The sequence below is a fragment of the Arthrobacter sp. CMU6 genome (assembly GCF_059090205.1).
Genome location: NZ_JBNHFL010000017.1, coordinates 47,519 through 65,712, shown reverse-complemented (window position 1 = coordinate 65,712; position 18,194 = coordinate 47,519). Strand labels below are relative to the sequence as shown.

Annotated in this window: 15 protein-coding genes; 7 read left to right on the top strand and 8 right to left on the bottom strand. The window is 66.1% G+C overall.

Features of this window, described 5'->3' with window-relative positions; translation table 11 throughout:
* The 4 genes from AC5RWD_RS13405 to AC5RWD_RS13390 all read left to right on the top strand — a co-directional run bounded on the left by AC5RWD_RS13405 (nucleotide 1) and on the right by AC5RWD_RS13390 (nucleotide 3,442).
* Nucleotides 1-2,058, top strand: coding sequence for a PTS fructose transporter subunit IIABC (locus tag AC5RWD_RS13405; protein WP_494020474.1), 2,058 nt, complete (start codon nucleotides 1-3; stop codon nucleotides 2,056-2,058).
* Between the two features lie 51 nt (nucleotides 2,059-2,109).
* A complete protein-coding gene (locus AC5RWD_RS13400; RefSeq protein WP_494020473.1) occupies nucleotides 2,110-2,388 on the top strand; it encodes an HPr family phosphocarrier protein in 279 nt (92 codons plus the stop codon).
* Nucleotides 2,389-2,643: 255 nt separating this feature from the next.
* Nucleotides 2,644-3,123, top strand: a complete 480-nt coding sequence (locus AC5RWD_RS13395; RefSeq protein ID WP_494020472.1) for an SRPBCC family protein — start codon at nucleotides 2,644-2,646, stop codon at nucleotides 3,121-3,123.
* 52 nt (nucleotides 3,124-3,175) lie between these two features.
* Nucleotides 3,176-3,442 carry a DUF7218 family protein gene (locus AC5RWD_RS13390; protein WP_494020471.1) on the top strand — a complete coding sequence of 89 codons (267 nt, stop codon included), beginning with the start codon at nucleotides 3,176-3,178 and terminating at the stop codon, nucleotides 3,440-3,442.
* A gap of 40 nt (nucleotides 3,443-3,482) precedes the next feature.
* Here the strand turns inward: AC5RWD_RS13390 and ku are convergent, their stop codons facing one another.
* A complete protein-coding gene (gene ku / locus AC5RWD_RS13385; RefSeq protein ID WP_494020470.1) occupies nucleotides 3,483-4,670 on the bottom strand; it encodes a non-homologous end joining protein Ku in 1,188 nt (395 codons plus the stop codon).
* Nucleotides 4,671-4,710: 40 nt separating this feature from the next.
* Here ku and AC5RWD_RS13380 point away from each other — a divergent pair, with 40 nt between their 5' ends.
* Nucleotides 4,711-7,275 (top strand): ATP-dependent DNA ligase, encoded by a 2,565-nt coding sequence (locus AC5RWD_RS13380; protein WP_494020469.1) that lies wholly within the window; start codon nucleotides 4,711-4,713, stop codon nucleotides 7,273-7,275.
* An 81-nt stretch (nucleotides 7,276-7,356) separates the two neighbouring features.
* Here the strand turns inward: AC5RWD_RS13380 and AC5RWD_RS13375 are convergent, their stop codons facing one another.
* Both AC5RWD_RS13375 and AC5RWD_RS13370 read right to left on the bottom strand, forming a co-directional pair.
* Complete coding sequence (locus AC5RWD_RS13375) at nucleotides 7,357-7,617, bottom strand: hypothetical protein (protein ID WP_494020468.1); 261 nt, start codon at nucleotides 7,615-7,617, stop codon at nucleotides 7,357-7,359.
* A 326-nt stretch (nucleotides 7,618-7,943) separates the two neighbouring features.
* Nucleotides 7,944-8,450, bottom strand: coding sequence for a hypothetical protein (locus AC5RWD_RS13370; RefSeq protein ID WP_494020467.1), 507 nt, complete (start codon nucleotides 8,448-8,450; stop codon nucleotides 7,944-7,946).
* Between the two features lie 452 nt (nucleotides 8,451-8,902).
* Between AC5RWD_RS13370 and AC5RWD_RS13365 the strand changes: the two genes are divergently transcribed.
* On the top strand, nucleotides 8,903-10,513 hold the full coding sequence (locus AC5RWD_RS13365; protein WP_494020466.1) for an MFS transporter: 1,611 nt from the start codon (nucleotides 8,903-8,905) through the stop codon (nucleotides 10,511-10,513).
* Between the two features lie 263 nt (nucleotides 10,514-10,776).
* Nucleotides 10,777-11,862, top strand: coding sequence for an FUSC family protein (locus tag AC5RWD_RS13360; RefSeq protein WP_494020465.1), 1,086 nt, complete (start codon nucleotides 10,777-10,779; stop codon nucleotides 11,860-11,862).
* Here AC5RWD_RS13360 and AC5RWD_RS13355 read toward each other — a convergent pair.
* From AC5RWD_RS13355 to AC5RWD_RS13335, 5 genes are read right to left on the bottom strand one after another with little or no spacing between them, the layout of a single operon-like run.
* The gene (locus AC5RWD_RS13355; protein WP_494020464.1) at nucleotides 11,801-12,604 is read right to left on the bottom strand and encodes an SDR family NAD(P)-dependent oxidoreductase; all 804 of its coding nucleotides are present in this window, start codon (nucleotides 12,602-12,604) and stop codon (nucleotides 11,801-11,803) included. The genes AC5RWD_RS13360 and AC5RWD_RS13355 overlap by 62 nt on opposite strands.
* Before the next feature lie 54 nt (nucleotides 12,605-12,658).
* The gene (locus tag AC5RWD_RS13350; RefSeq protein WP_494020463.1) at nucleotides 12,659-14,494 is read right to left on the bottom strand and encodes an IucA/IucC family protein; all 1,836 of its coding nucleotides are present in this window, start codon (nucleotides 14,492-14,494) and stop codon (nucleotides 12,659-12,661) included.
* Nucleotides 14,491-15,057 (bottom strand): GNAT family N-acetyltransferase, encoded by a 567-nt coding sequence (locus AC5RWD_RS13345; protein ID WP_494020462.1) that lies wholly within the window; start codon nucleotides 15,055-15,057, stop codon nucleotides 14,491-14,493. Before AC5RWD_RS13345 ends, AC5RWD_RS13350 begins: the two co-directional genes overlap by 4 nt.
* Nucleotides 15,054-16,433 carry a lysine N(6)-hydroxylase/L-ornithine N(5)-oxygenase family protein gene (locus AC5RWD_RS13340; protein ID WP_494020461.1) on the bottom strand — a complete coding sequence of 460 codons (1,380 nt, stop codon included), beginning with the start codon at nucleotides 16,431-16,433 and terminating at the stop codon, nucleotides 15,054-15,056. Before AC5RWD_RS13340 ends, AC5RWD_RS13345 begins: the two co-directional genes overlap by 4 nt.
* Nucleotides 16,430-18,175: a pyridoxal phosphate-dependent decarboxylase family protein gene (locus AC5RWD_RS13335; protein WP_494020460.1), complete on the bottom strand. Its 1,746-nt coding sequence runs from the start codon at nucleotides 18,173-18,175 to the stop codon at nucleotides 16,430-16,432. Before AC5RWD_RS13335 ends, AC5RWD_RS13340 begins: the two co-directional genes overlap by 4 nt.
* Nucleotides 18,176-18,194 lie beyond the last annotated feature (19 nt).

Below are 18,194 nucleotides of genomic sequence, written 5' to 3'. Positions count from 1 at the left end.
GTGACTCAGCTCATCACCGCGGACCTGGTCGAGCTTGACCAGAACCTGGGCAATTCGCCCGAGGACGTGATCCGGCACCTGGCCGGCCGTGTTGCCGCCAACGGACGTGCCAGCGAAGTTGAAGGCCTCTTCACCGATGCCTTCGCCCGCGAGCAGAAGACCGCCACCGGCGTTCCCGGCGGCATCGCCATCCCGCACTGCCGCTCGGTCGCCGTGACCGAACCTACCCTCGCCATGGCACGCCTGTCCCAGCCCGTCGACTTCGGCGCCAAGGACGGCCGCGCCGACCTCATCTTCTTCATCGCTGCACCGGCCGGCGCCGACCAGGAGCACCTAAAGCTGCTGTCCAAGCTCGCCCGCTCGCTCATCAAGAAGGACTTCACCGCCTCGCTCCGTGCGGCCACGTCCCGGGAAGAAATCGTGGAGCTCGTGGACAACGCCCTGGCGGACAAGCCGGCCGCTGCCGCACCCGAAGCCCCGGTCCCGGCAGCTGCCGGCGCCACTGCTGCCGGTGCCGCTACTTCCAGTGCCGCTTCCGGTGGCGCTGCTTCCGGCGGACCGAAGCGGCTCGTCGCCGTCACGGCCTGCCCCACCGGCATCGCGCACACCTACATGGCCGCGGACTCCCTCGTGGCCGCTGCCAAGGAAGTGGGCGTGGACCTGCAGGTCGAAACCCAGGGCTCCTCCGGCGCCAAGCCGCTGGACCCGGCAGTCATCGCCGCTGCCGACGCCGTGATTTTCGCCGTCGACGTGGACGTGCGCGGCAAGGAGCGTTTTGCCGGCAAGCCCGTCATCAACGCCCCGGTCAAGCGCGGCATCGACGAGCCCGCCAAAATGGTCCAGGAAGCCCTCGAGGCCGCGGACAACCCGCATGCCCGCCGTGTTCCGCACTTTGGTGCCGAGGAGCAGGCCGAGCAGGAAGCTGCCGAAAAGGGCGAGCACATCGGCCAGAAGCTGAAGAGGGCACTGCTCACCGGCGTGAGCTACATGATCCCGTTCGTAGCAGGTGGCGGCCTGCTGATCGCGCTGGGCTTCCTGCTGGCCGGTTTCGACATCGCCCTGGGCACCAAGGCCAACGACATCCTGGCCAACAACTCCCTGCTTAACCTTCCCGACGGCAACCTGGCCCTGTACCTCGGAACGGTCTTCTTCAAGATCGGCGCCCTGTCCATGGGCTTCCTGGTTCCCGCCCTGGCCGGCTACATTGCCTACGCAATCGCCGACCGCCCCGGCATTGCACCGGGCTTCGTTGCGGGTGCCGTTTCCGGCTTCATGGGCGCCGGCTTCCTTGGCGGCATCGTCGGCGGCCTGCTCGCCGGCTACATCGCCCACCTGATCGGTACATGGTCAGTGCCGCGCTGGCTCCGTGGCCTCATGCCCGTCGTCATCATTCCGCTGCTGGCCTCCATCGTCGCTTCCGGCGCCATGTTCCTGTTCCTCGGCGGACCGATTGCCGCCATCACTGTCGGCCTGAATGGCTGGCTCTCCGGCATGTCCGGCGCCTCGGCCATCGTTCTGGGCATCATCCTGGGCCTCATGATGTGTTTCGACCTCGGCGGTCCCGTCAACAAGGTGGCCTACGCCTTCGCCGTAGCAGGCCTCGGTGCCGGCAGCGCCACCAACCAGGCCCCCTGGCAGATCATGGCCACCGTGATGGCCGCCGGCATGGTGCCGCCGTTGGCGATGGCCCTGGCCACGGTCCTGGACAAGAAACTCTTCAGCCTGGCCGAGCGTGAAAACGGCAAGGCTGCCTGGTTGCTGGGCGCCTCCTTCATCTCCGAGGGTGCCATTCCGTTCGCGGCGGCTGACCCCCTCCGCGTCATCCCCGCCAGCATGGTTGGTGGCGCTCTCACCGGCGCGCTCACCATGGCCTTCGGCGTCACGTCACAGGCACCCCACGGCGGCATCTTCGTATTCTTCGCCATCGGCAACGTGCTGATGTTCGTCGTGTCCATCCTGGCCGGAACCGTGGTTACGGCGCTCATCGTGGTGGCCCTCAAACGCTGGGCTGCCCGCAAGGCCGTTGATACGGTGGAGACCGTCCCTGTAACTGTCTGATCCCGCTGTCCTCCAGCATCCAAACCCATACCGCAATTGCAAGGAGCAGAAATGTCCGAACGTACCGCAACAGTCGCCAGCCGCGTAGGCCTGCATGCCCGTCCCGCCGCCATCTTCGCCGAAGCCGCCGGCGAGTTTGACCTCGACATCACCATCGCCCGCGAAGGGGAGCCCGCCGACGAGGCCCTGGACGCCGCCAGCATCCTTTCGCTCATGAGCCTTGGCGCATCCCACGGCGACGTTGTGGTGCTGCGGGCCGAGGGTGATGGCGCCGACGCTGCCCTGGAGCGACTGGTCCAGATCCTGGAAACGGATCACGACGCCGAGTAGGCACCCCACGCTTTTCGGCCGGCCTCCGCAGCAGCTCCCGTCAGGGCACTGCCGCGGAGCCGGCCGTTGTGGTTTCCGGATGGTTTGACGTTGGTTCAGGACCGTGGCGGGTATCGCACCTGATCAGCGGCTATTCCAACTAAGTAAGCAAACTTAGTAGTTTCTTGCTTTTTGATTCTGCGCCCCACTAGCTTGGAACTGCGGCCAGCCATTCGAATGATCGGCGGAACTGCCGGGCTGAAGGAGGATGACAAAGTGGAAACCTTGCATGAAAGCGTGGACGTTGAGGTACCCGTCAGCACGGCCTACAACCAGTGGACACAGTTCGAATCGTTTCCCCGCTTCATGAAGGGCGTCGAGTCCGTGGAGCAGATCGACGAAACCTCCCTCCATTTCCGCACCAGCGTGGCGGGCGTCAAGCGAGAATACGACGCACAGATCCTGGAGCAGACGCCGGACCGGTGCATCGCCTGGGTCAGCAAGGACAAGCCCCGCAACGCGGGCAGGGTCACGTTCGAGGATCTGGGCGAGGACCTGTGCCGCGTGAACGTGGAACTCGAATGGGAGCCGGAGAGCCTGCTGGAGAGGGCCGGAGCCGCCGCCCACGTTGATGAGCAGCAGGTGTCCTCGGACCTGGTGCGGTTCAAGGAGTTCATCGAATCCAGGGGCATTGAGACTGGCGCCTGGCGGGCCGCGGTGGACCGTGGCGAAGTGGATCCGCCAGGAGCCCACTGACCTGATACACCGATCGGTTCCTTACGGCCGATCGTTCCACACGGAGGTAGCCATGCCAGAGAAGAAAAACCCCAGCGTGAAAGATCCCGGACTCTACGAAAAGCTCCGCGACGAGGGGGCCTCGAAGCAGAAGGCAGCCCGTGTCTCCAACGCGGCAGCCAAGAAGGGACGCTCCGAGGTGGGCCGCAAGGGGGGCAAATCCGGCGACTATGAGGACTGGACCGTTGACCAGCTGAAGGCAAAAGCCAAGGACATCGGCCTCAAAGGGTATTCAGGCAAGAAAAAGAGCGAACTCATCTCCGCGCTCAGGAATTCCTAAGCGGGTGCGGGTGCAGCCGCGCCGCGGGGAGCCCACCCCTTCAGGCGCCCTTCCGCGCGGTCTTAGCCGTGGACGCGGTCTTGGCCGTGGACTTGGCAGCAGTACCGGTCTTCGAGGCGGTGCTTGTCTTCGACGCCGTGCCGGTTTTGGAACCGGCGCCGGTCTTGGCACCGGTGCTTGTCTTCGACGCCGTGCCGGTTTTGGCAGCAGTGCCGGTCTTGGACGCGGTGCCCGTCTTAGCGCCGCCGGCAGCCTTGCTGCGGGTCCCGGCAGTACCGCTCTTGGCAGTCTCGGCGTCAGAATCTCCGGCGTCCTTTTTGGCGGTTGTGCTCCGGCTCCTGCCGGTGCTGCGGCCGCCGCGCTTGGCTGGCCCGGACGGCTCGTCCTCGGACGACCCGTCTTCGGAGGACTCGTCTTCGGAGGACTCCCGGGCGGCCGCCCCTCCCCCGCGCTTCTTGTCGAGGCTGCGCTTCAGGGCCTCCATCAGGTCGATCACTTCTCCGGCGCCACCCTCGGCCTCGGCACCGAACGTCTCTTCCGTGTCCAGCGCGTCGCCCTTTTCCAGCTTTGCTTCGATGAGCTGCCGGAGCTGTGCCTGGTAGTCGTCGGTGAACTGCTCGGGCTCGAAGTCGGAGGCCATGGACTCCACCAGCGCGGCGGACATCTCCCGCTCCTGCGCGGAGATGCGGATGGACGTGTCAAGGGCAGGGAACGAGGCTTCCCGGACTTCATCCGCCCACAGCAGCGCCTGCAGCATCAGGACGTCGTCCCGGATCCGCAAAGCACCCAGCCGGGTCTTGTCCCGCAGCGCGAACTGCACCACAGCCACGCGCTCGGTGTCCTCCAGGGCCCTGCGCAGCAGCATGTAGGCCTTGGGCGACTTGGAATCCGGCTCCAGGTAATAGCTCTTCTCGAACATAATGGGGTCGAGCTGGTCGGAGGGGACGAACTGCACCACTTCGATTTCGTGGCTGTTCTCCGCGGGGATGGACTTGAGTTCCTCCTTGGTGAGGATCACCGTCCGGCCGTCGTCCTCGTAGGCCTTCTCTATGTCGGAGTAGTCGACGATCTCGCTGCAGACCTCACAGCGGCGCTGGTAGCGGATCCTTCCGCCGTCGGCGTTGTGCACTTGATGGAGGCTGATGTCGTGGTCCTCCGTGGCGCTGTAGACCTTCACCGGGACATTGACCAGCCCGAACGCAATGGCGCCTTTCCAGATGGCTCTCATGGGACAAGTCAACAGCACACAACGCCGGAGGTGAAGCCCCATGGCCGGCGGTAAGGAACGCGTGCGCGTCGGCGGCCGCGAACTGACCCTGACCAACCTCGACAAAGTCATGTATCCCGCCACCGGGACCACCAAGGCGGACGTCATCGCCTACTACGCCGCTGTGGCGCCGGTGCTGATCCCCGCCGCCCGAAGCCGCCCGGCAACCCGCAAGAGGTGGGTGCACGGGGTAGGAACCGAAGCGCAGCCCGGCGAGATGTTTTTCCAGAAGAACCTGGACGAGTCGGCCCCGGGTTGGGTACCCCGAGCCGCCATCACGCACAAGAGCAACACCATCTACTATCCGCTGGTCAATGATCCGGCCACCCTCACCTGGCTGGCGCAGATCGCCTCGCTGGAGATCCACGTGCCGCAGTGGACGGTGGACTCCCACGGCAGTGCCCTGCCTCCCGACCGTTTGGTCCTGGACCTCGATCCCGGGGAGGGTGCAGGGCTGCCCGAATGCGTGGAGGTGGCCAAGCTGGCCCGGACCATCCTGCAGGACGTGGGGCTTGACCCTGTTCCGGTCACCAGCGGCAGCAAGGGGATCCACCTGTACGCGGTGCTGGACGGCACGCAGACCTCGGATGAGGTGTCGGCTTTCGCCCGTGAACTGGCCCGGGCGCTGGAGTCCGACCACCCGGACCTGGCCGTCAGTGACATGAAGAAAACCCTCAGGACGGGAAAGGTCCTGGTGGACTGGAGCCAGAACAACGCCGCGAAGACCACGATCGTTCCATATTCGCTCCGCGGGCGCCTGCACCCCACCGTGGCCGCTCCGCGCACCTGGCGGGAGCTGAACTCGCCGTCGCTCAAGCACCTGGACTATGAGGAGGTCATGCGCCGGGTGGCAGCCGGCAAGGACCCCTTCGCGCCGATCAGTGCCGGCACCGGCCACCACGGCGCCGGCCACGCTGACTCTGCCCATGCCGGCAAGAGCCACGCATCCCCCGAGCCGCCAAAAACAGCCGGACCGCGCGGCGGCGGGCACGCGGATCCCCGGCTGAACAAGTACCGGTCCCTGCGCGACCAAGGCAAGACGCCGGAGCCGTTCACGGCGGAGGAGCACCACGCGGCAAAGGCCAACGGCCTGCCGGCGCAGGCGGGCAAGGAGATCTTCGTCATCCAGGAGCACCACGCCAGCCGGCTCCACTATGACTTCCGGCTGGAGCATGAGGGCGTGCTTGTCTCCTGGGCGCTGCCAAAGGGCGTGCCGGAGTCAGGGGACAAGAACCATCTGGCGGTACAGACCGAAGACCACCCCATGGACTATGCCGATTTTGAAGGCGACATCCCCAAGGGCGAGTACGGTGCGGGCAGTGTGAGCATCTGGGACAAAGGCGTCTACGAGCTCGAAAAATGGGTCAACGGCAAGGAAGTCATTGCCACGCTGACAGGCCGTGAAGGCGGCGGGCTTGGCGGCAGCAAGAGGTTCGCCCTGATCCATACCGGAAGGGGTCACGGCGAAGAGTCACAATGGCTCATCCACCTGATGGACAGGGTTCCGGGTGCCCGGAAGAAGCCGGTCAGCCCCAAGGAACCGGCGAGCCCGGCCCGCAAGGCGGCTTCCAGGCCAGCGGCCCCCCGAAGGGACACCCTCCAGGAGGACCCGGCCCCAATGCTTGCCTCGGCGGGCACCACGGCGGACCTGCACGGCAGCGACTGGCTATTTGAACTCAAGTGGGATGGAATCCGTGCGCTCGTGGTGGCGGACGGCGACCGGATCAGGCTCCTGAGCCGCAACGGCAACGACATGTCGGCCAGCTATCCCGAATTCACGGACAGGGGCTGCTGGCCGCCACAGGACTTCATCGCGGACGGCGAGATAATCGCCGTCGGGCCTTCCGGCAGGCCCGACTTCGGGCTGCTGCAGGGGAGGATGAAACTGACCAAACCGGGCGACGTGAAACGGGCCCGCGCCGCCATCCCGGTCCGGATGATGCTCTTCGACCTGCTGGCCGACGGCGGCGACGACCTGCGCAGGCTTTCCCTGCGGAAACGGCGCGAACGCCTCGCTGGCTTCTTCGAGCCCGGCGAGTGCCCGGTGGAACTGTCGGAGACACTGGACGACAGGGTGGAACACATTCTGGAAAGCGCCCGCGAGCTGGGCCTGGAAGGCGTGATGGCCAAGCGGGCGGACAGCCGCTACGTGAGCGGGCAGCGGACCCACACGTGGATCAAGCTCAAGATCGAGAAGACCCAGGAAGTGGTGGTGGGAGGCTGGCGTCCCGGCAGGGGTGATAGGTCCAACACCGTGGGCTCCCTCCTGGTGGGCGTTCCAGAGGGCAAGACGTTGCGGTATGTGGGCCGCGTGGGAAGCGGCTTCAGCATGCGCGAACTGGAGGAACTGCGGAAAAAGATGGAGGGGATGGCGCGGAAGACCTCGCCGTTTGGCGACGTTCCCTCGGCAGACGCGGCGGACGCGCGCTGGGTGGACCCGGCACTGGTGGGTGAGGTGACCTTCGGTGAGTGGACCGGGAGCGGCAAGCTCCGCCACCCGGTCTGGCGCGGCTGGCGGCTGGACAAGGAGCCGGCGGAAGTAGTGATGGAATCCCCACGGGCATGAAAACAGCCCTGCCAGCCAAAGAGAACAGCCTGGCGACACCCACAACTGGGCATCGCCAGGCTGTATACGAATTTCAGCCGGTCAGGATGAGTGCGGCATCTGCGGACGGCTGGTCCGGTGAATTGCCGTCACGGCAGCGCCCTGTCCAAGGCGGCCGGGGACTGCGCCGTGTTCCTTGGGGTGGCGCCGTTTGCCGTTGCCGTCCGGCCACTGCTTCGCCCCGCCCATTGCCGCAGTCACGGCCAGAGTCTCGGGAGTGGGCAGCGGCGGCGTGTCCATCGATTCCGCCAGATGCGCAGCGACCTCCGGCTTGATGCTGCTTCCGTTGTAGGAGTCGGCCATTTGTTCTTCCTTTCCGCGATGAAATGAAAGTGTTCCCCATATTAGATCCGTGATTCCGCCGGCACCGGATAGCAAGGAAGCCCTGCCCCAGCCACAAAGCACTGCGAGGCCGGAAACCCTGAACAGGCGGAGTTTATTCGGCGAATGCCGGGCACAGCGGCCAAAAGCGACTGGTCAAACAGCGGACTGGCAATCTGTAACTGGTCAACCGTCCTTGAACTGGTTAACCGTCGACTGTGGGCCGCCCTGGCGCGTCCATTACTCGAAGATCAGTGTTCCCATGGGTCCACCTTAGGCAGAATCACGCCGTCCGGGAAGAGACTTCTTCAGTCCTCGGCCCCGGTCCGGAAGGATCCTTCCCATACCGCCCTGGACCCTGATTCCCCGATCAGCGCCACGGCGGTTACTGCGCCGCCGCAGAGCACGAGCGCCACCACCACGGCGACAATCCCCGCGATGCGGGACCCGGCGGTGCCCATTCGCCGCCGCATGCCCTCTGCCTGCGTTGTGCCGTAGCGGAACCACAACCACTGGCCCAGGGCCACGAGGAAGACGCCCACCACCCAGGGCAGGAGCGTCCCGGCAAGCTGCATATGGGCAGTGATCCGCGGAGTGGAATCAACACGGTCCAGGAGCCACGCACCGGCAGCAACGGTAACAGGCACCAGGACCAGCGCCAGGAGTGCAATCAGCGGCGTGACGATCCCCAAACGCCGCCGCGCCGTGGGCCAGAGAAGGCTGAGCAGGGTGCAAAGCGCCGCCAGCGGAACGAAGACCACCGTGGCGTGGACGAGCAACACATGCATCGGCAGACCGCTGATCTCGTAGTCCATGGCGAACACCCCGTCTGGAAGTTATTGAACTGTCTGGAAGTTATGAACGCTCAGTCCCGGCTGCCCCGGTCCAAAGTCCCGGGTCCTGCGTCCGGCCCTACCCAATCAGACGAGCAGGGCGGTTGAACGGTTCAATCAGCAACGGTTCGATCAGCAACAGTCGGAGACAGTTTCACCCGCCCGGCAGGCCGGAATCGGCTCAAGATTGGGCCTGAAAAGCCCTGCTCCGGAAAAAGGTTTGGTAACGATCGCAGGCGACGCGGAAAATCCGCGGGATGGCGGGGTCAGATCGCCCAAAACAACTCTGACTTCAGCGCCGTTTGGCGCCCGAAACCGGGTGATCATACGGCACCAAACTCTCGAAAGCCATGGAAATCCCGTAAAATTGAAGGCCTGCCCGGAGCGGGGCAGCTATAAGTCGCAAGCAAATGACCTCCACAGGAGTTGCCCAAATGCCCACAGACCGAAGCACGACCGACTCTTCAGCAGGCGCCAGGAACGCCAGCGGAACCAACCAGGCCGCACCCCAAAGTGCGAAGAAACCAAAGCTGCTCGCGCGGCGCCGGCTCAAGGTATCCGACGTAAACGTCGTCGACCAGCCCATGCTCAAGAAGGCCCTCGGCGGCACAATCGTGGGCAACACCATGGAGTGGTACGACGTCGGCGTGTTCGGCTATCTCATCACCACGATGGGGCCCGTGTTCCTGCCGGAAGCAGACAAGAGCGTGCAGACGCTGTTCCTCCTGGGCACGTTCGCTGCCACCTTCATCGCCCGTCCGCTCGGCGGCGTCGTGTTTGGCTGGCTTGGTGACAAGATCGGCCGCCAGAAGGTCCTCGCGGCCACGCTGATGCTAATGGCGGCCAGCACCTTCGCCGTGGGCCTGCTGCCCGGCTACGCGCAGATTGGCATGTGGGCAGCGGCCCTCCTGGTGGTGCTCAAGCTCGTGCAGGGCTTCTCCACCGGCGGCGAATACGCCGGCGCCACCACGTTTGTGAGCGAGTACTCGCCCGACAAGCGCCGTGGCTTCTTCGCCAGCTTCCTGGACATGGGCAGCTACCTCGGCTTCGCCCTGGGCGCGGCGCTGGTGTCCGTGCTGCAGCTGATGCTTGGCCAGGCTGCCATGGAGGACTGGGGATGGCGCCTGCCGTTCCTGATCGCGGGTCCCCTGGGCCTGATTGCCGTGTACTTCCGGAGCAAGATTGAGGAGTCGCCCCAGTTCCAGGCCACCCTGGACGCCCAGGAGGAACTCGCCAAGGATGCTGCCGCCGGTGATGACGCTGCAGCAAAGGGCCCGGTAGGGATCGTTAAGGCTTACTGGCGCTCGATCGTCGTGGCCATGATCCTCGTGGCAGCGGCCAACACCGCCGGCTACGCGCTGACGTCCTACATGCCCACCTACCTCACCGATTCCAAGGGCTACGACCCCGTCCACGGCACGCTGCTCACCATCCCGGTGCTCGTGGTCATGAGCCTTTGCATTCCGCTGACAGGCAAGCTCTCCGACCGCATCGGCCGCCGCCCGGTGCTCTGGATAGGTGCTGTCAGCACCGTGGTCCTGGCTGCCCCGGCGTTCATGCTGATCGGCATCGGCAGCATCTGGTCAACCCTGGCCGGCCTGTCGCTGGTGGCGTTCCCGGTGACCTTCTACGTTGCGAACCTCGCCTCGGCGCTGCCCGCGCAGTTCCCCACCGCCAGCCGCTACGGCGCCATGGGCATTGCCTACAACTTCTCGGTGGCAATCTTCGGCGGCACCACGCCGTTCATCGTGGATGCCCTCATCAATGCCACCGGCAACGACATGATGCCTGCCTACTACCTGATGGCCACCTCGGCCGTTGGTGCCGTGGCCATCTACTTCCTCAAGGAATCCGCCCAGCGCCCGCTGCCCGGCTCCATGCCCAGCGTGGACACCCCGGCGGAGGCCCGTGAACTGGTGGCGACCCAGGACGAGAACCCGCTGATCGACCTGGATGAACTGCCGTTCGAGACCGTCGATGAACTCAACAGGGGCCTGGGTAAGGACCTCGACGACGAACTGAAAAAGGTGCCCGCCCGCGCCTGATCCTGCTGCAGGCTGTCGGCGCCGAAGGCTGACACGACTGAAGGCTGAAGACGCTGAAGGCCCGTCCGGGTTTTCCCTTTACACGGGGCAACCCGGGCGGGCCTTCGCGCTGCCCCCAGGGCAACCCGGGCCGGCCTTCCCGCTGCCGGTCGATTCGCCCTAGCCCCGTAAAACCTCCCTGTTGCCTGCCTCACTTTGTGACGCAGCCCGCGGTGAGATCTTTGCGGCGGTGCTACCTTCGAAGGGTGAAGGGGGTCGTGCCGGTGCAGTCTGTAGTGCACCACCTGCGGCAGCTCCACAGCCTGGGCCCCGCCAACAACGACCACCTTTCCGCATGGCGTGTGGCCATCAGCGTGGCCGTCCCCTCCCTCGTCCTGTTGCTCGCCGGCCGGCCGGAGCTCACCATTTACGCCGTGTTCGGCGCGCTCACCGGCATGTACGGCCGCTCGGAGCCGCACCAGCTCAGGCTCAAACACCAGCTCCAGGCAGCACTGGTCCTGCTTTCGGGTGTGACCGTGGGCGTGTTCCTCTCGGTCAACGGCCTGCACTCATGGTGGCTCGTTGGCGTCGAAGCCCTGCTGGCCGGCGCCGGTTCCGTCTATTCGGACAAGGTCCGTCTCCGGCCCAACGGCCCCTTCTTCGGAATCCTTGCCCTGGGCGCCTGCGCATCCGTTCCCACCGCCGTACCGTGGTACGTTGCGTTGCTTATCGCCGGCGGGTCCGCCGCCTTCTCCCTGCTCGTGGGATTCGGCGGCTGGGTCCGTGGCAGGGCCTGGCGCCCCGGCGCGGGACGGCCGTCCGCCCGGCTGCGGGGAGCAATGCGCCGAAGCTCAGCCCTGCATGCTTCCCGCTACGTGCTGGCCGTGGGCGCCGCCGGCACCATCGGCGTCCTGACCGGAAGCGGCCACCCGCACTGGGCGATGGCGGCCGCTGCGGTTCCCCTCGCCGGCGCGGACCTGCCCAGCAGCGTCCACCGCGGCATCCACAGAATCATGGGGACGTTCCTCGGGCTGGTGCTGGTCGCCGTCGTCCTTATGCCGGAGCCATGGGCTCCACTGCACTTATTTCCGGGAGCGGAGGCCGCGGTGCTGGCGCTGCTGGTGATTGTCTTCCAGTTCGGCACCGAGCTGTTCATGACCCGGCACTACGGGCTGGCGATGGTCTGGTTCACGCCGGTGATCCTGCTCATGACCCAGCTGGCGGCGCCGGCGGACCCGCAGCTGCTCATCATCGAACGCGCCGTCGAAACCGTGGTGGGGGCCGGCGTCGGAATCCTCGTGGTGGTGCTTATCCGCTCGCGCCGGAGCCGGCGCCCGGCTCCTGCGGGCGGCGCGGCGGCCCGGCCGTAAACCTGTCCGGCACCACCCGGACAACGGCGGCCAGCACCTTGTAGCGCTTGGTCGGGATGGACACAGCCTTCCCGCGCTCATTGTCCGCCAGCGCTTCCCGGACCACGCGCCCCGGCCGCAGCCATGTCCAGCCCGGGGCCACGGACTTGTCCATCCCCATCCGGTCATGGAACTCGGTGTGGACAAACCCGGGGCAGACCGCTGTCACCGTCACGCCGCGGGGTGAGTAGGCAAGGTTCGCCCAGCGGCTGAAGCTGACTAGCCAGGCCTTCGCCGCCGAATAGGAACCGCGGGGCAGGAAAGCCGCCACGCTGGCCACGTTGATAATGCGGCCGGAACCGCGGGCCAGCATGCCCTGAAGGGCGGCATGGCAGAGCTCCATGGCCGTCTGCACGTGCAGCTTCAGGTGCTTCCGCTCGTCATCGATGGGATTCTCGTCGAAATTGTGCAGCAGCCCGATTCCGGCGTTGTTCACCAGCAGGTCCACCGGCCGTGAGGGGTCCGAAAGGCGTCCGACGACGGCGGCCACGCCGCCGTCGTCGGTCAGGTCCGCGGTCAGCACCTCAGCCGTGGTTCCGTACCGCCGCTGCAGCTCGTCCGCTGTGGCCTGGAGCCGGGCCGTATCGCGCGCCACGAGCACCAGGTTGTTGCCCTTTTCGGCAAGCTGGCGGGCAAATTCGGCGCCTAGTCCCGCGGTGGCGCCGGTGACGAGGGCTGTGGGTCTGGCGGTGTTCGGCGTCATGCCAACAGCCTAGCCCCGCAGCACCGATGGATCAGCCTTGCGTGATGGCGGAGTTCAGGCGAATTTGGCCAGCGGATTCGCGAGCCGTCCCGCCTTCTGCAGGCCCCCGGACGGGTCGGCCAGGTCCAGCATCTGTTGGTTGTTGCGCAGCTGCAGCCGGTTCAGGCAGGACAGCTCGAAGTCCGGGGCGAACAAATCGTGGCGGGCAAACTGGTCCGCGAGTTCCGGCTGCTCCGCCTGGTAGCCGCGGACCGCTGCCGCCGCGGTGCGCCAGAACTCCTCGCCGCTGAGCACGCCGTCTTCCTCCAGGAGGGCGGCGAGAAAGCGGAAGATGCAGTCAAATACATCGGTGAAGATGGACAGGACCTTGTCACCGTCGGGAATGTCCGCCTTGACCCGGGACACGGCTTCGGGCAAGTCAAGCCTGTCCCCCATCACCACGATCTCCTCCGCGATGTCCTTCATGACGGCGCGGACCGGCACGCCGTTCTCGAGGACGAGGATCACGTTCTCGCCGTGGGGCATGAACGCCAGCTCGTAGCGGTAGAGGCAGTGCACCAGCGGGACGAGGTACGCCTCGAAGTACTGCCGCAGCCACGCGGCCGGCTCCATCCCCGACTGCTCGATCAGCGCGGACACCATGGGTTTGCCCGCGGCGTCGACGTGCAGGAGCGAGGCCATGGTGGCGAGCTGCTGGCCGCCCCTGAGCAACGGCAGCGGGCTCTCCCGCCAGAGGGCAGACAGCATCTTGCGGTACGGCGAGCCCTTCGCGGCGGCTGCCTCGTAATAGCCGTTGTGGTAGCCGATGGCCGCCACTTCGCGGATCATGGCAAGCCCTCGGCCCTGCAGTGCCTCGTCACCGGCGATCAGGTCCTGAAGCCAGTCATTGATCGCCGGCGTCGCCTTCATGTACTGCGGCGACAGCCCGCGCATGAACCCCATGTTGAGCACCGACATGGCAGTCTTGACGTACGTTTTCTCCGGTGCGGTGGTGTTGAAAAACGTGCGGATGGACTGCTGGGCCTGATAGCTGTCGGCCCCGGCTCCGAGGTGGACGATGTGCTGCTGGGCGATTTCGGCCGCGAACGTGACCGTCAGCTTGTTCTCCCATTGCCACGGATGCACCGGCATCAGGAAGTACTGGGCAGGGTCCAGGCCAAGGGAACCGAGCTCGGCGTCAAAGTAGGCCATGGTGCGTGCCCCCAGTTCGGCTTCCAGGTGGGCGGCGTACCCGAGCCCTTCGCTGGACGTGAAGACCGCCTTGCTGCGGTGCACCGCGATCCATTCCAGCTGCACCGGGGCTCCTGCCTCCGGGGCAAAGGCACGGTGGTCGCCGATTCCGAAGCCCAGCCGCCCGTTGTTGGCCACAAAGCACGGATGCCCCTCGGTCATGCTGCGCTCAATCGCCTGAAAGTCCATGGCTGCATCCGCTCCGCGGGTCACGCCGGCTGCCAGTTCGGCAGACGACGGCTGGCGCATCCACTGCTTGAACGCATGGCTGGCGAGCGTGCTGCTGATCTCCTCGAGGTAGACGGGGAGCATTTCCTGGCGGATGCCCAGGGTGCCGGAGAATTCGGTGATGAACCGGAGCGCATCCAGCGGGGCGTCCTGCCCGTCGCGGTTGCAGGTGATGGAGCCTGCATCGACGGACCAGTGGTCCAGCTCCAGGATCCGTGCGGAGAAGCGGTACTCAACGGCGCCGTCGTCGCTCCGTACCCGGTACCGGCCGGCGCCGGTTCCGATCGGTTCCGGGACGAGGATCCGCTCGTGCGAGAACTCGGCGAGCGCCTTGCGGACCAGGTGCCGGTTGGCAGCGGCCCAGCGTTCCGGCGTGAGGTGCGGAGCCGCAGGGCCTGCGGTGCGGACGGATTCAAATTCAAGGGTGGTCACAGTGATGCTCCTGCGTTGAGTTTCGGGAGGGAATTGCGGGCGGCGCGCGCGGAGTGGAATGACTCGCGCGTACAGAAGCTCAGGAGGGCCTGTTTGTCCGGCAGGGTCACCTCGCCTGCAGGCTCAAAGCCCAGCCGAGCGTTAAGGACGTGGATCTTGGTGTTGCGGGCATCGGGCTCCACCACCACGCGCTCCACGCCGGGCTTTTGGAAGAGCCGGTCCAGGACCGACTCCATGACGTCAGCAGTGAACCCCGGACGCGGCATCCCCTGCGGCGGGGCCACCAGCAGGTGCATGCCGATATCGCCGGGCTGGACGGCGTAGACGCTGTTGAGCGGCGACGACGACGGCAGGTACTCCTCCATCAGGAAGGCCGGGACGCCGTCGTCGATCCCCAGCAGCGCGTGGTGGTGCCCGCTGGACTGGATTTTGGCGTACTCCGCCAGGACGTCCTCGACAGACGCATTCAGCATCCCCCAGAAGGAGGCGTACGGGCGGGTGACCCAGCTGTGGAGGAGCGGGGCGTCCTCTTGGGCGTCAAGGCAGCGGAAGGTGAAGCTCATGCGGGCACCTCCGCCTGCGCAGTTACTCCAGCCGGCACAGCGGCATCCTCCGGCACATCCGCTGGCGGCGCGCCGAACTCCTGGAAGGCGATGCTGCGCTCCACCGGATAGACCTCGCGGCCCAGGATCTCCCGGAGGATGCAGGAATTCCGGTAGGCGGCCATGCCGAGGTCCGGCGTGACGAAGCCGTGAGTGTGGAGTTCGGCGTTCTGCACGAAGATTTCGCCGGGTTCGACGCCGGTGCTGTAGTTCCGCTGGACGGCGAACCTTCCGGCGCTGTCCCGGGCAATCCGCTCCTTCACACCGACTAGGAATGCCGGCTCCCGGTAGGCGTATCCGGTGGCCAGGACCACCGCTTCCGTCTCCAGCGAATAGTCGGCGCCCTGCTCCCCGTGGGACAGCGCCAGGGTGTGGGACCCGGTGGCGGCATTCCAGCTGGCCCCGGTCACTGTGGAATGGGTCAACAGCCGGGTGTCCACCAGGCCGGAGAGGCTCTTGGTGTACAGGAGGTCGTAGATCGCGTCGATGAGCTCGGAGTTGATGCCCTTGTAGAGGTTCTTCTGGCTCCTGATGAGTGAGTCGCGGCGCTCCTGCGGAAGCCCGTGGAAATAGTCAACGTACTCCGGCGAGGTCATCTCCAGGGTGAGCTTGGTGTACTCCAGCGGGAAGAACCTGCCCGACCGGGTGACCCAATTGAGCCGGTAGCCATACACGTCGATGTCCTGAAGCAGTTCGTAGTAGATCTCCGCCGCGCTCTGTCCGCTGCCGACGATGGTGATGCTCCGCCGCTGCTGGAGTTCGCTTTTCCGTGCCAGGTAATCTGCGTTGTGGAGGACCGGTCCCCCGGCCGCCAGGATGCCGCGGCATGCTTCCGGAATATACGGCGATGTTCCGGTACCGAGCACCAGCCGGCGCGCACGGAGCAGCTCCGGCCCCGCCGGGCCATCGACCGTAAGCGTGTACACGCCGGCGTCGTACGTCACGCCGGTGACGTCTGCGCCAAACCGGACCGACGGCAGTTGGCCGGATACCCACTGGCAGTACTGGTTGTACTCGGCCCGCAGCGGGTAGAAGTTTTCGCGAATGTAGAAGCGGTAGAGCCGGCCGGTCTGCTTGAGGAAGTTCAGGAAGGAGTAGGGTGACGCCGGATCTGCCAGGGTCACGAGGTCCGCCATGAACGGCACCTGCAGGTGGGCCGGCTCGAGCATCATGCCTGGGTGCCAGTCGAAGGTTTCCCGGCGTTCGAGGAACACTCCGTCCAGGCCCTCGATCGGTTCGCTCAGCGCGGCGAGCCCAAGGTTGAAGGGCCCGACGCCGATGCCGGCGAAATCGTAAACGTGGCCTGCACCTGAGGTACTGAAAGATGCCGTGCTCATGCGTGTGCCTCCGTCCGTGCCGCCTGGCCGGCGGCGAGCAGGTTTTGGCCCGAGCTTCGAAGCAGGGCGATGATCTCGCCTATATCCTCCAGCGTTGCCTCGGCATTGAGGAGCGTGAACTTCAGGTAGTGCCGTCCGGCGACCTTCGTGCCCGCAACGACGGCCTGGCCGGACGCGAACACGGCCGAGCGGATGGCCGGGTTCAGCTCATCGGCCGCATCCTCGGACAGCCGTGTCCCGTCTGCGGTGAGCGGCCGGTACCGGAACACGAGTGTGCTCAGCTGGGGCTCGGCCGCGAGTTCGAAGTCATCGTCCGCCGCGAGGACCGAACCCACGCGGGCAGCCAGGTCAATCGCCTCGTCGAGCAGTGCGCCCACGGCGTTGGCCCCCATGATCCGGAGCGTCAGCCACAGCTTCAGGGCGTCGAACCGGCGTGTGGTCTGGATGCTCTTGTCCACCTGGTTGGGGATCTCGGCCCGCGCAGCAGTTTCCGGGTTCAGGTAGTCGGCGTAGTACGTGACGTGGCGCAGCATTGCGCCCTCGCGCACCAGCAGCGCGCTGGAACTGACCGGCTGGAAGAAGGTCTTGTGGAAGTCCACCGTGACCGAGTCCGCCAGCCGGATCCCGTCCAGGAGATGGCGGTGGCGGTTGGACACCATGAGCCCGCCGCCGTACGCGGCATCAACATGGAACCATGCGCCGTAGGCTCCGGCGAGGGCAGCCAGGTCGGCCAGCGGATCAACGGCGCCGAAGTCAGTGGTCCCGGCCGTACCCACAACTGCCATGGGAACCAGGCCCTCGCTGTGGGCCGTGGCCAGGGCGCTGGCCAGGGCGGCCGAATCCATCCGGTGGTCTGCTGCGCAGGCGACGGACACAACGGCGTCGAACCCCAGCCCCAGCATGGAGGCCGACTTCTGAATGCTGAAGTGGCTGTCCGCTGAGGTGAAGATCCGCAGCTTCTCCAGCAGGAGCGGCAGACGCAGCCCCTCGTTGGCCGGATCCTGGCGCAGCCTGGCCACCGCGTGGTTGCGGGCGATGAGCAGCGCCTGCAGGTTGGACTGGCTGCCGCCGGACGTGAACACGCCGTCGGCCGTGTTACCCAGGCCAAGCCGCCCGGCGGTCCAGTCGATGAGGCGCCGCTCGATCATCGTCGCACCTGCGCTCTGGTCCCACGTGTCCATCGACGAGTTCACGGCCGAGAGCACCGCCTCCCCCACGAGTGCGGGAATGACCACGGGGCAGTTCAGGTGAGCGGCGTACTTTGCGTCGTGGAAGTACACGGCGTCGCGCAGGTAGGTGTGCTGGAGTTCATCCAGTGCAGCCGCGGTGTCCGGGAGCGGCCGTTCCAGGTCCACTGCCTCCACGCGGCGCTTCATCTCGGCCGGGCCGACGCCGGTGAACGGCTGCGAGGTGCGCTCAAGTTTGGTGGCCACGGCGTTCACGCCCTGCAGCACCTGGGCCACATAGCGGGGAGCATTGCGGGCGTTGAACAGCTGGTTGCTGGCGGCGAGGGCTAGTTCCACGCCGGACCCGAAGTCCAGACCGGACGGGTCGTGCGCTGAAGGGTTTTGGGCGGAAGGGTCCTGCGCTGAAGGGTTTTGGGCGGAATGGTCCCCGGCGGACGGGTTCACGGGAGCCAAATGCTCGGCAGACGGGTTCAAGTCAGACGAGTTGCGGGCACAAAGCCCGGTTCCGTCTTCGAAGTCCACGCGTGGTTCGTCCACGTCGGGCAGCAGCGTCATAGGTCATCCTTTTTTCGGC

Coding starts and splice junctions, on each gene's coding strand:
- AC5RWD_RS13400 (WP_494020473.1), top strand. CDS start 2,110: ATGTCCGAACGTACCGCAACAGTCGCCAGCCGCGTAGGCCTGCATGCC.
- AC5RWD_RS13390 (WP_494020471.1), top strand. CDS start 3,176: ATGCCAGAGAAGAAAAACCCCAGCGTGAAAGATCCCGGACTCTACGAA.
- ku (WP_494020470.1), bottom strand. CDS start 4,670: ATGAGAGCCATCTGGAAAGGCGCCATTGCGTTCGGGCTGGTCAATGTC.
- AC5RWD_RS13380 (WP_494020469.1), top strand. CDS start 4,711: ATGGCCGGCGGTAAGGAACGCGTGCGCGTCGGCGGCCGCGAACTGACC.
- AC5RWD_RS13375 (WP_494020468.1), bottom strand. CDS start 7,617: ATGGCCGACTCCTACAACGGAAGCAGCATCAAGCCGGAGGTCGCTGCG.
- AC5RWD_RS13370 (WP_494020467.1), bottom strand. CDS start 8,450: ATGGACTACGAGATCAGCGGTCTGCCGATGCATGTGTTGCTCGTCCAC.
- AC5RWD_RS13365 (WP_494020466.1), top strand. CDS start 8,903: ATGCCCACAGACCGAAGCACGACCGACTCTTCAGCAGGCGCCAGGAAC.
- AC5RWD_RS13355 (WP_494020464.1), bottom strand. CDS start 12,604: ATGACGCCGAACACCGCCAGACCCACAGCCCTCGTCACCGGCGCCACC.
- AC5RWD_RS13345 (WP_494020462.1), bottom strand. CDS start 15,057: ATGAGCTTCACCTTCCGCTGCCTTGACGCCCAAGAGGACGCCCCGCTC.
- AC5RWD_RS13340 (WP_494020461.1), bottom strand. CDS start 16,433: ATGAGCACGGCATCTTTCAGTACCTCAGGTGCAGGCCACGTTTACGAT.
- AC5RWD_RS13335 (WP_494020460.1), bottom strand. CDS start 18,175: ATGACGCTGCTGCCCGACGTGGACGAACCACGCGTGGACTTCGAAGAC.